Below are 12,050 nucleotides of genomic sequence, written 5' to 3' on the forward strand. Positions count from 1 at the left end.
ATTCGTCATTTCTTAGATTCGGTTAATGACTCAGCAGGGTGTCTTGGCACCCTTGCGTGCGTACCACCACCAGGTCACCAGAATGCAACTCACGTAGTAGCCAACGAACACATATAGAGCGACTTCGGGACCACCGGTCAGGGCGATGGAAGAACCGAATGATTTAGGAATAAAGAACGCACCAAAGGCGCCAATCGCCGAGGTGAACCCCAGCACCGCAGCAGACTCTTTGCCGGCAGCCTTGCTGGCCAGCCCTTTAGCAGCGGCGCCTTTACCTGCGCTCCAACCTTCATGCAGGGTGCGGAAAATCACCGGAATCATGCGAAAGGTCGAACCGTTACCAATACCGGTGGTGACGAACAGCAACATGAACATGGCCAGGAAACCGTAGAAGCTCCCGGCGCCACCGTCCTGGGGCAAGAAGTGAATAACGCCGAACACAGCGGCAATCATCAGAACGAAGTTCCACAAGGTCACCCGTGCACCGCCCAGTTTGTCCGCTACCCAGCCGCCCAGCGGGCGCATAAGCGCACCGACAAACGGCCCAAGGAAAGCAAACTTCAGAGCATTAACGTCCGGGAATGAGTGTTTGATCAGCAGCGGAAACGCGGCCGCAAAGCCGATGAACGAACCAAAGGTGGCCAGGTATAACCAGCACATCAACCAGTTGTGCTTGCGTTTGAAGATCACCGCCTGTTCAGAGAAGGACGCGTTAGCGCTGCTCAGATCGTTCATGCCAAACCAGGCAGCCACTGTCACCGCGATAATCAGCGGTACCCAGACGAAGCCTGCATTCTGCAGCCACAACTGGCCGCCTTCAGCTAACTCTTGGGCCTCTCCTCCCGCAGCGCCAAACAGGCTGAAACCAATCACCAGGGGCACCAGAAACTGCATCACCGATACGCCCAGATTACCCAGGCCGGCATTCAAGCCCAGCGCGGTACCTTGCTGCGATTTAGGGTAGAAGAAGCTGATGTTGGACATCGACGAAGCAAAGTTTCCGCCGCCAAATCCGCAGAGCAAGGCAATGATCACGAACACGCTGTAAGGCGTCGCCGGGTTCTGCACGGCAAAACCCATCCAGATGGCCGGGACCAACAGTGAAGCAGTGCTCAACGCCGTCCAGCGGCGCCCGCCGAAGATCGGCACCATAAACGAGTAGAAAATCCGCAACGTTGCGCCGGACAACCCAGGCAGAGCCGCCAACCAGAACAGCTCATCCGTGCTGAAGCCGAAACCAATGGCGTTAAGGCGCACGATCACCGTGCTCCAGACCATCCATACGGCAAACGCCAGCAACAGCGCGGGGATCGAGATCCATAAATTGCGGTTAGCAATAGACTTACCGACCGTGCCCCAAAAATGAGGGTCTTCTGGTTGCCAGTCCTCAATCACCGGCCCCTTGGGGGGAGGGAGATTGCTGGTCATGTTTTTGGTTGCAGACATAACTGTCTCCTTAAGCGTCAGAAGCAGAAGCCATCGGGCTCGAAGAGCCATGGCCCATAACCGGGGTACTGCGAACTTCGCTGAAGTACATCCAGATCAGGGAAACCCAGACCACGCCGTACATGAGCATGAAGCAGGAACTACGCACGCCCGTCAGATCTACCAGCGCGCCAAACATGATCGGCAGCACAAAGCCACCCAGGCCGCCGGCCAGACCGACGATGCCGGACACTGCACCCATACGATCAGGGAACTCATCGGAGATGTATTTGAAAACTGAGGCCTTACCGAACGCGAACGCGATACCCATGACGAATAGCAGCACGGTAAACACGGTTGCGTTTAGGCCTAGATGAAAGCTTTGCGGACCATCGACGGTTTGTACGATCAGGCTGGTTTGTGGATAGGAAAGGATGAACAGGCAGATCCAGCTCACCCACATCACCCACCACGTCACGCTATGGGCGCTCCACTTATCAGACATCCAGCCACCGATGGCGCGAAGCAGGCCACCTGGTAAGGAGAAACAGGCGGCCAGTAACGCAGCGCTCTGCAGGGAGAACTCGTACTCTTGGACGTAGTACTTGGTCATCCACAGGGCCAATGCGACATAGCCGCCAAACACGATCGAGTAGTACTGGCAGTAGCGCCATACCCGAGGATCTTTAAGGGTTTTCAGCTGCTCGGCGAACGACACCGAACTGGGCATGCGGTGCTTCTTGTTCTCGTAGGTGAAGAACCAGAACAGCACGGCCGTGATAAACATGATGGCCGAGTAGACTTTGGGAACCATCTGCCAACTGCTGGCAGCGATAATCGCTGGTGCGACAAATTTGGTCAGCGCAGCACCCGCATTACCGGCACCAAACACCCCCATAGCCGTACCTTGAGTTTGCTTGCTGAACCACTTAGCGACATATGCGATGCCCACCGAGAAAGATCCACCGGCCAGACCGACAAACAGACCCAGCACTAGGAACTGCCAGTACTGGGTGGCAGCACTGATCAAGTAAATCGGCAGCACGCATGCCAGCATCAGCAGTAGGAACACAATGCGCCCACCAAAGCGGTCGGTGAGCATGCCCAACGGTAGGCGTACCAGCGACCCGGTGAGTACCGGCGTTGAGACCAGCAAACCGAACTGAGTTTCGTTGAGCTGTAATAGCTCTTTGACGGGTATCCCCAGTACAGCAAACATCATCCACACCATGAAGCAGATGGTGAATGCGGTGGTACTCATGCCCAGCACCAAACCTTGCTGTACTTTCTGGCTTACCATGACCGCTCCCCGCATGTCTGTTCATGGGGGCAGGCTAATCTCGTATCTCCGGAGATAATTGACCTAGATCAAGGGAGCCCATCGCTTCCAAGGCCTACCATCGCCGCATCTACCACTAAAGTGGTAGCGCCAAAATCAACCAATAAATCCATTAGAATCAATAGCTTGAATAACAAGTGCAGTATTCAAAAATTTCTGAACCTTGGCCAAAATCTCTTTAGAGGTAGCCGTCATGCTTGACTGGCTGAAAAGCTCACTACCGGCTCGAGCCGGGCTCGCAGTCATACTGATTGCCGCACTGGCATTCTCCAGCGCCTTCAGTGCAGTGTTGATTGCCTGGGTCAGCGAGGACGACGCTGCGGCCATCAATACTGCAGGTTCGCTGCGTATGGCCACTTACCGACTGAACTGGCAGCTGGAGGCCAACGCCTCGCCCGAGCAAATTGCTCAACTAAGCAATGACATGCAGCGGCGCCTCGACAGCAGCCCCCTGCAGCACTTACTCAACGAGCAGACCGAAACCCCTCAGCAACTAGCTTTCGGGAGCATTTTCAAAACCTGGGATACACAGCTGAGGCCGGCGCTTCAACGGGGCGACAAAGTTGCGTTCCAGCAAGCATCGGCAGGGTTTGTCGACCAGCTCGAACAGTTTGTGCTTTTGTTGCAGAAGCTCAGTGAAAAGCGTCAAAGCTGGCAGCAGAACATTCAGGGTGCAGCACTGCTGTTATCGGTGGTAATCCTGTTGATCGGCATGTACGAGCTACAAAGCAGTGTGATCAACCCACTACAGGAGATAGTGGGCACCACGGAGCGCTTTCGTGCAGGTGATCTGAACGCGCGTGTCGAATACCGTTCCGCGGACGAACTGGGGCAGATGGCCCTGAGCTTCAACAGCATGGCTGACGCCATCGAGGAGTCGCACCGTACTCTCGAGTCGAGGATTGCAGAAAAAACCCAGGACCTCGAACAATCTAATGCGGCGCTGGCGTTGCTTTACTTGAGCAGCCGCAGCATGGCCAGTAACCCGGCCAACGCAGAGCAACTGGACGAGTTGATCGATCACTTTCAGCAGCGCCTGCCGGGCCTGCGCCTGACCCTCTGCCTGCGAGGCGATGCCAATGAGCCAGTTGAACATTTGATTGCACTGCACGGCAACGAATCGAGAGAAATCTGCGCACGCAACGACTGCGCCAGCTGTGAACGCCACCAAGGACCGAGTCGGTTAATCTTTCCGGTCAGCGCCCTGGGCGAAAGCCTGGGCGAATTGCGCGCGCATTACCTAGACAACCACTCTCCACGCATCTGGGAGCAAGAGCTAATTCAAGCGCTGGCCAACCTGATCGGCACCTCTCTACTGCTCGAACATCAACGCGAACAGGATAACCGTTTACTCCTGCTGGATGAGCGCACCATTATCGCCCGTGAGTTGCATGACTCACTGGCCCAGGCCTTGTCCTACATGAAGCTACAAGTCAGTCGCCTACAGACCCTGATTCGCCGCGGCGAATCAGGTGAGCAACTGATCCAGGTCAGTGATGAGCTGCGTGACGGACTGAATAATGCCTACCGCCAACTGCGCGAGCTACTAACTACTTTCCGCTTGCAAATCCAAGAAGGTGGCATCGACCAGGCGTTCAACGACACCGCCCGCGAGTTCGCCGAACGCGGCAATATCCGAATATTGCTGCATTGCGAGCCCCTGGCCTTTGGCCTCACCGCCACCGAGCAGATACACCTTTTACAGATCGTGCGCGAGGCATTATCCAACTGTACCCGTCATGCTCAGGCCAAGCAGGCCTGGGTGCATCTGCGTCAGCTCGGCGAAAAAGTCGAGCTATTGATCGAGGATGACGGCTGCGGCATTGCCGAAGGATTCGATACACGCCAGCACCATGGTTTAACCATAATGCAGGAGCGCGCCCGCAGCCTGAGCGGCGACCTCAACATTACCTCACGCACGCCCAGTGGGACTCGGGTCCATGTACTGTTCTGCCCCGAGTTCCTTCGCCAACCCAACAGAGACAATCCGTAATGAAGTCTTCCGCCCCTCACACGTTGTTACTGGTAGACGACCACCCCATGATGCGTCGCGGCATTCGCCAGCTAATAGAACTGGAGAGCGACCTGTGCGTCGTCGGGGAAGCCAATAACGGCGAAGAGGCCATCGTCCTGGTGGCGCAGTTGAACCCGGAGTTGGTGCTGCTGGACAACAACATGCCGCAACTCAACGGGGTAGAAACTCTCAAACGCCTGCGCGAGCAACACTACGACGGCAAGGTGCTGCTGTTTACCGTTTCCGATGCTGAACATGATGTTCGCGATGCAATGCGCTTTGGAGCCGACGGTTACCTACTCAAGGACATGGAGCCGGAGCTGCTGATCATGCGTTTACGTGAGGCTCTGCAGGGCGCGCTGGTGGTCAGCCCGGCGTTGACTACAGTACTTGCTCAGGCATTGCGCGCCCCGCAGAGCGCAAGCTCACTGGATCTGACTGACCGCGAGCGGCAGGTACTGAAGATGATCGCCGGCGGCCTGAGCAACAAAATGATCGGCAACAAGTTGGGCATCACCGAAGGCACGGTGAAGGTGCACGTGAAGAACCTGCTGCACAAACTCGGCTTGCGTTCACGCGTCGAAGCCGCTGTATGGTCGATGGAACACCTGCACTGAGCCAGCCGCTGTGCGTACCAGCTATTGGTCGTAGAGAAAGGTCTCATCCAATTGCGCAGCACTGTCGACAGTCACCATCAGGTCTTTGACCAAGCCGTCAGTCAGGCCATATATCCAACCATGCACTGCCAGACTCTGTCCTCGCCGCCAAGCACTCTGCACAATAGTGGTGTGGCAGACGTTGCGCACCTGGCGCTGCACATTCAGCTCGCACAATAAATTGACCTGTTGCTCGGCACTCAGCCCGGCAAAGCGTGGCAAGTTCTGATGATGTAACGCCTTGAGGGCTCGCAGCCAGTTATCAATCAGCCCCAGTGTCTCATACCCCAGTGCCGCCCGTACCCCGCCACAGCCATAGTGGCCGCAGACAATCACTTGCTTGACCTGCAATACATCCACAGCGAATTGCAACACCGAGAGAAAGTTCATGTCGGTGGCAACCACCATATTGGCCACGTTGCGATGCACGAACAGCTCACCGGGCATCATCCCGACCACTTCGTTAGCTGGCACACGGCTGTCGGAGCAGCCGATCCATAGAAACTCCGGTTTCTGCTGACGCGCCAACCGAGGAAAAAAGTCCGGATCACGAGCGCTCATCGATTCGGCCCACTTTCGGTTGTTACTCAAAAGCTGCTTCACATCCACGGAGCCGTCCTCATTGATCAGTGATTAGCGGCACTCAAGCGTGAACATGCCAGCCCCTAGCATCTTGGATACTCAGCTATTGCACACTGCCTCCTTAGAGGTAGCCCCATGGGGGAATGGGCGTAGTTGAGCAGCGCGCATAAGATGGCAGCTTAGGAGGTGTCCCCCATGCTGACCGATTCAGAAAACCTCAAGGCCTTGCGCCAGCACCACTTGTTCAACCGGTTGCCCGAGGAGCTGTTCAACGAAGTCAGCTGCCTGGCTATTCACCGCAAACTGGACAGCAGCGAAGCGTTATTTCACCAGGGTGATATCGCCGATCGCTTCTACCTGTTACTCAATGGCCAGGTAAAACTCACCCGTGTATTGCTCGAAGGTCAGGAAAAGTTGGTGGAGGTTATTCACCCGGGCGAGAGTTTTGCTGAGGCCCTACTGTTTACTGGAGCCAAACATTACCCCGTAACCTGCAATGCGCTGAAGACCAGCAACCTGATCAGTATTGATGGCACCCACTACCGACGCTTGCTAGAAGAACAGCCGAAGATCTGTCTCGACCTGTTGGCCAACCTGAGTATTCGTCTGCACCAGCGCCTCGACGAAATCGACACCCTCACCGCCGGCAACGCCAGTCGCCGCGTGGTGCGTTTCCTTTGCCAGGAACAAGGTGATGACGGTAACGACCAGATTCATCTCAGCGTGCCCAAACGCCTGATTGCCTCGCAACTTGGCATCCAACCGGAAACCTTCTCTCGCATCCTGCACCGCTTAATCGATGCTGGGCTGATCGCCATGGAGCGCCGCAACATCCGTGTACTAGACCGCCCCAGCCTGGCCAACTACTACGAGTGAGCACCGCCTTGATGCGGTAGCCCAACAAAGGAGTGCTTATGTCCGCCCCTACCTTGCCCCTAGTTTATTCCTGCTCTGGCTGCTCGAATGTAGCGCAACTAGCCAATACACTTGCTGTGCGCCTCGATCGGGCCGGATTGGCGGAAATGTCCTGCATCGCTGGCGTCGGCGGTCGAGTGGCTTCGCTGGTCAATCGGGCCAGCAGCGGCCGCCCGATTCTCGCGCTCGATGGTTGCAAGTTGGAGTGTGTACGTGGCTGTCTTGAGCAGCATGGGGTCAAGGCCAACGTGCATATCATTCTCAGCAGCCTGGGTTTGAAGAAGCGCTACGGCGAAGACTTCAGCGGTGAAACCGTTGACCTGGTGTATGGGGAAATGGTCGAGTTGATTGCCAGCGACCGGCGTTTGCACAATCTGCAACAGAGTGCCCAGGCCTGACGCGATTTCTACTCCTCAGGGTTATCTGCTGCGCTACAGCCTTAACACCGGTCACGTACTGAAGAGCTAACTTGCCTTGGCAGTTGCCTGCTGCGCCAGATCATCGCGCAGCACTTCCCCTACCCGGCATAACGAGCGCCACAAGCGCGGAGGCAGTTGATCGGGGTCGAGACTGTCGATTAGATTTTTCATTGCCAAGCCCAATTCAGTATCACCCTCGATAACCAGACGTCGCCGGAAGAACAAGGTATCTGGGTCTTCCTGACGACTGGCAAGCAACACGAACTCACGCCAATTACCGCGGATGCATACATCAACAGGGGCCCGCGCGGCCATGCGCAAGCCTTCACGGTTTCGGGTGATGCACCACCCCAACTGCAGATCACTGACTTCTAAACGAAGCCAGCGGCCCTGCAGTAAATCGAACGCGCCCTCATTCACAGAAGCGGAAAAAAGGCGGGCTACAGCCGCTTCCAGCACCCAGCGTTGCAGGGTAAATGGCACATGCTTAGCCAGGCCTAAAAAAGGATCGGCGCTACGCAGCGCCCATTGCTGAACACTTAACACAGGCCAGCCTCCTCCGCATTGAGCATGCCCGGACGGCCATGCCAGTAACCATTGCAGCCTTGCGCCAGCAACGGCGGTAGGCCTCCTAGACGCACCGCATGGTAATCCGCTACCACCTGCGCCATGTCTTCAGCACGCGGGCTCAAACGCAAACAATCAATGCCGCTACGCTGCAACGCCGGATAGTCGGCCAGCAGGTTATTCACTCTCGCCGAAAGCGTTTGAATACCGTTGAGGGTAAATAGCGCTTCACCCTCCTGGCTTAGCAACGGAATACCTTCGGGGTAGCTGATGCAGCAAAACTGACAGTCGTCCTTTGGCCGATTCTCCGCACGGGCGGTGAAGCAGCGTGCCGAATACGCCAAGGGCAGATGACCGTAGGCAAACAGTTCCACCTCAGGACGTGGCCGTCCCAGCGCATCGAGCTGCTTTAGACAATCATGCAGCAGCGCCGCCGAACACTCCACCGGCGGCACCCAGCGTTGCAAGCCACAGTCTTGCAACTCGGCCAAGGCCGGAGCGTTGTACAAATTGAGCGCAGGACCAGCGACAAAAGGCAGGCCCTGCTCATGCAACAGCTGTACGGCGCCCATGTCGTTGGCTTCCACCAAAAGCTCACCGTTGTGGCACAAACGCTTGAGGCTGGACAGCTCGGAGGCAGCCTCGATCAACGCCAAACCGGAGATCACCAGTTCGGCCTTGGTGCACTCGCGCAGCTCGCGGGCCAACCCGAGCCAGTCGTCCAGCGACAGGGCGCGGCGCTTGGAGCACACTGTTTCGCCCAAATAGATGATATCGAGCGGCTGGCTCGTCATCTCTGCGTAAAAATCCAGAAGCTTTTCGCGGCTCCAGTAAAACAAAACAGGGCCCAGACTCAATTTCATAACCGCCTCACTGCCAGGAACGATGGTAGGCACCCAGAGTGCTTTGGCTGCCTTCCGACAACGTATCGAGCGCACTGCGCCATTGCGGTAACACACTGAAATGCGCAGGAGCCTTGGCGTGAGCATCCAGTGCAGCGCGCCATACGCGAGTGACTTGTTCGACATACGCAGGGCTGCGCTGGCGGCCTTCAATTTTCACAGCGGCAATGCCGATTTGCGCCAGTTGCGGAATTAGGTCCAGGGTATTCAGACTGGTCGGTTCTTCCAAGGCGTGGAAACGCTGGCCGTTGACCATAAAGCGTCCCTTGCACAGGGTTGGGTAACCCGCCGGCTCCCCAGGGCTGTAACGATCAATCAGCACACCTCCGAGGCGCGAGCTAAGCCCATCGGTATCCTCTTGCCAACGCACCGCTTTAGCCGGCGAACACACGCCGCATAAGTTGGGCGATTCACCCGTGACGTAGGACGACAAATGGCAACGCCCCTCGGCCATAATGCACAGGCTGCCGAAGGCGAAAACCTCCAGCGGCACCGTGCTTTTTTCCGCCACTTGGCCCACCTGCGCCAACGACAGCACACGCGGTAATACCGCACGGCGGATGTTGTAACGCTTTTGGTAGAACGTCAGCGCGGCAACATTTGTGGCTGATCCCTGCACGGACAAGTGCAAATTGAGATCAGGATAACGCCGGCTGGCGTATGCCAGCACACCTGGATCGGCAGCAATCAGTGCATCCACACCCAAATCAGCGGCTTGATCGACAGCCCGCTGCCAACGCGTCCAACCTTGCGGCTGAGCATAGGTATTGACCGCCACATAAAGCTGCTTGCCACGCTGACGAATCAATTGCAGGCCGTTATCCAGCTGCTTGTCATCGAAGTTAAGGCCGGCAAAATGGCGGGCATTGGTGTCATCACGAAAACCTACATAAATAGCGTCCGCACCTTGCTGCAAGGCCGCCTTGAGGGCGGGCAAACTGCCCGCCGGACATACCAGATGCATGCTGAAACCCTCTGTCTAAAAGCGTGACGACACTCTAGGGTGCTCGCCAGGATTGCCCCTTGACGCTGGTCAAGTCGGTTCAGTGCAACAGACTGTCAAAGAGCAGAAAGTCAATTAGCTCACCCTCCACCAAAGTGCGCTGACACTCGACAATCGCCAGGCCATCAGCCCAGCATGCGGCGGTGAGCATTGCCGAACCTTGCTTGGCATGCGGCACCGCGCACAGTTGCCCCGCGGACAGCTGCAAACGCGCACGCAAGTACTGCCGGCGGCTATTGGCCTTGCTCCAAGTGAAACCGGCCGCAATACGCAGCGGCTGCGGCATAACCTCGCGACAACCTTGAGCGCGCAGCAGAAAAGGCCGTGCCACCACCAGGGCGGTAATCAGCGCCGCAGCCGGGTTGCCCGGCAAGCCAATCCAGGGTGTGCCGCAGATATGGCCGAACGCCAGCGGCTTGCCCGGCTGGATCGCCAACCGCCACAGCTGCAACTCGCCCAATTCACTGACAGCCTGCTTGAGGTGATCCTCCTCGCCCACCGACACCCCACCGGTGCTGATCAACACATCACACTGCGCAGCAGCCAAACGCAACGCCGCGCAGCTGACATCCAGCTCGTCGATCAACAGCACACTGTCATCCACATCACAGCCCAGACCACGCAAAATGGCTGCGATGCTGTAGCGGTTGGCATTGTAGATTTGTCCGGCCTGGAGCGCTTCGCCCGGTTCGCGCAACTCATTGCCACTGCTCAATAAGCACACGCGCAGGCGCCGATACACCAATACCTCGGCAACGCCCAGGCTAGCCAGTAGCCCCAACTCTTGCGGGCGCAAACGCTGCCCTACCTTCAGCACGCAGCTGTCTACGGCAAATTCCTCGCCGCAACGGCGTACATGGCTGCCCAACTCGGTCGCGGGCACACGCACAGTAACGCCCTCCTCTTCGGCCTGCTCCTGCGCCACCACACTGTCGGCGCCGGGCGGCAGCGGTGCACCGGTGAAAATACGCACCGCATGCCCAGCAGGTAGCGCATACAAGGCGCTGTCGCCCGCCGCAATGCGCCCGGCCAGGGGTAGCCAGGCACCTTGAGCAGGCACATCTGCAGCACGTAGTGCATAACCATCCATGGCGCTGTTGTCCCACGCGGGCATTGGCCAAGGCGCTCGCACATCCTCGGCGAGCACCCTGCCGGCGGCCTCACTCAGCGCGACGCGCTCTCTAGGCAGCGCGGTAGGCACACGGGTCAGTAGCTCGGCGATGGCCTGATCAACTGGACGTAAGCTTTGGCCATGCGCATCACAACCGCAGGCACTCATGACCGACTACCGCAAGCGCTGACCGGTTGTTGCGGTAGCTGTTTGAGGTGCGGGACAAAATTGCACGGCCTCGTACGGCTATCCAGTTGCTCCAGCAGAATCTTGTTCCAAGCGGTGCGACATGCGCCCGGCGATCCCGGTACGCAGCACACCAACGTGCCATTGCTGATACCTGCCAGCGCGCGAGACTGCACAGTGGAGGTACCGATTTCCGCAAGCGATACCTGACGGAACAACTCGCCAAAACCGTCCACCGATTTATCTAGCAAAGGCATCACCGCCTGCGGGGTGTTGTCGCGCGCAGTGAAACCAGTACCGCCAGTGATCAACACCGCTTGCACCAATGGGTCGGCAATCCAGGTGCAAAGGCGCGCACGGATCTGCCAGATGTCATCCGGCACAATGGCGCGCTCGAACAGGGCATGACCCGCCGATTCCAGGCCTTCGATTAAAGTTAGGCCCGATGTGTCGGTAGCCAAGGTGCGAGTATCGCTGACGGTGAGCACTGCAATACGCAATGAGTGAAATACGTCGCTGGATAAATGGGCCATGATGCAAACCTCCAAGAGTTTCTTGCGCGCAGCCTGCACCGTCCGCACAAGCACGCCCATTCCCCGTTGGAGGTATGCCCCATGGGCAATCTGTGCAGACTTGATCGAGATCAAGGCTCAACCCCGGCAGGGGCCTAACCTGAGTGCATATACTGGCCTAGAGGGACTGCCCTGTGAGCAAAATATTCCCCCTGCAACCCAAACATCCGGAACGCATCTGCTGGGGCTGCGACCGCTACTGCGCGAAAGATGATTTGGCTTGCGGTAACGGCTCAGAGCGCACCATGCACCCCATGGAAATGTTCGGGGATGACTGGCAGCTGGGTGGCGAGTGGGGCATTGAACCACCGGACGACAGCGCAAAGCCTAAGCGTGATCAGAAAACACCTTAATCCGCC

At 57.4% G+C, this 12,050-nt stretch carries 13 protein-coding genes; 5 read left to right on the forward strand and 8 right to left on the reverse strand.

The features are described 5' to 3' along the window. Positions 1–30: 30 nt before the first annotated feature. Complete coding sequence (locus tag BLO50_RS14240; RefSeq protein WP_090254129.1) at positions 31–1,428, reverse strand: NarK family nitrate/nitrite MFS transporter; 1,398 nt, start codon at positions 1,426–1,428, stop codon at positions 31–33. 28 nt (positions 1,429–1,456) lie between these two features. Continuing rightward, entirely contained in the window at positions 1,457–2,725 is a 1,269-nt protein-coding gene (locus tag BLO50_RS14245) for an MFS transporter (RefSeq protein WP_090253927.1), read from the reverse strand. A gap of 232 nt (positions 2,726–2,957) precedes the next feature. On the opposite strand from BLO50_RS14245, the gene BLO50_RS14250 reads away from it, so the two are divergent. Beyond that, on the forward strand, positions 2,958–4,757 hold the full coding sequence (locus BLO50_RS14250) for an ATP-binding protein (RefSeq protein ID WP_090253929.1): 1,800 nt from the start codon (positions 2,958–2,960) through the stop codon (positions 4,755–4,757). Continuing rightward, on the forward strand, positions 4,757–5,395 hold the full coding sequence (gene narL / locus BLO50_RS14255; protein WP_090253931.1) for a two-component system response regulator NarL: 639 nt from the start codon (positions 4,757–4,759) through the stop codon (positions 5,393–5,395). The genes BLO50_RS14250 and narL overlap by 1 nt, the downstream gene beginning before the upstream one ends. Positions 5,396–5,416: 21 nt before the next feature. On the opposite strand, the gene can is transcribed toward narL, so the two are convergent. Beyond that, entirely contained in the window at positions 5,417–6,043 is a 627-nt protein-coding gene (gene can, locus BLO50_RS14260; RefSeq protein WP_279615024.1) for a carbonate dehydratase, read from the reverse strand. Between the two features lie 168 nt (positions 6,044–6,211). Here can and BLO50_RS14265 point away from each other — a divergent pair, with 168 nt between their 5' ends. Beyond that, positions 6,212–6,892: a Crp/Fnr family transcriptional regulator gene (locus BLO50_RS14265; protein WP_090253933.1), complete on the forward strand. Its 681-nt coding sequence runs from the start codon at positions 6,212–6,214 to the stop codon at positions 6,890–6,892. 38 nt (positions 6,893–6,930) lie between these two features. Further along, on the forward strand, positions 6,931–7,329 hold the full coding sequence (locus BLO50_RS14270; protein WP_090253934.1) for a putative zinc-binding protein: 399 nt from the start codon (positions 6,931–6,933) through the stop codon (positions 7,327–7,329). Positions 7,330–7,395: 66 nt separating this feature from the next. Here BLO50_RS14270 and ubiT read toward each other — a convergent pair whose 3' ends face one another. From ubiT to moaB, 5 genes are all read right to left on the reverse strand, one after another. Continuing rightward, on the reverse strand, positions 7,396–7,896 hold the full coding sequence (gene ubiT, locus BLO50_RS14275) for a ubiquinone anaerobic biosynthesis accessory factor UbiT (protein ID WP_090253936.1): 501 nt from the start codon (positions 7,894–7,896) through the stop codon (positions 7,396–7,398). Further along, entirely contained in the window at positions 7,890–8,780 is an 891-nt protein-coding gene (locus BLO50_RS14280; protein ID WP_090253938.1) for a U32 family peptidase, read from the reverse strand. Before BLO50_RS14280 ends, ubiT begins: the two co-directional genes overlap by 7 nt. A gap of 7 nt (positions 8,781–8,787) precedes the next feature. Further along, a complete protein-coding gene (gene ubiU, locus BLO50_RS14285) occupies positions 8,788–9,783 on the reverse strand; it encodes a ubiquinone anaerobic biosynthesis protein UbiU (protein ID WP_090253939.1) in 996 nt (331 codons plus the stop codon). Positions 9,784–9,862: 79 nt separating this feature from the next. Next, a complete protein-coding gene (locus tag BLO50_RS14290; protein ID WP_090253941.1) occupies positions 9,863–11,101 on the reverse strand; it encodes a molybdopterin molybdotransferase MoeA in 1,239 nt (412 codons plus the stop codon). Then, positions 11,098–11,652, reverse strand: coding sequence for a molybdenum cofactor biosynthesis protein B (gene moaB, locus BLO50_RS14295; protein WP_090253943.1), 555 nt, complete (start codon positions 11,650–11,652; stop codon positions 11,098–11,100). The genes BLO50_RS14290 and moaB overlap by 4 nt, the downstream gene beginning before the upstream one ends. Before the next feature lie 173 nt (positions 11,653–11,825). On the opposite strand from moaB, the gene BLO50_RS14300 reads away from it, so the two are divergent. Beyond that, positions 11,826–12,044 carry a DUF3079 domain-containing protein gene (locus BLO50_RS14300; protein WP_090253945.1) on the forward strand — a complete coding sequence of 73 codons (219 nt, stop codon included), beginning with the start codon at positions 11,826–11,828 and terminating at the stop codon, positions 12,042–12,044. The last annotated feature ends 6 nt before the right edge of the window (positions 12,045–12,050 follow it).

It is taken from the genome of Pseudomonas peli (assembly GCF_900099645.1).
Lineage (GTDB): Bacteria > Pseudomonadota > Gammaproteobacteria > Pseudomonadales > Pseudomonadaceae > Aquipseudomonas > Aquipseudomonas peli.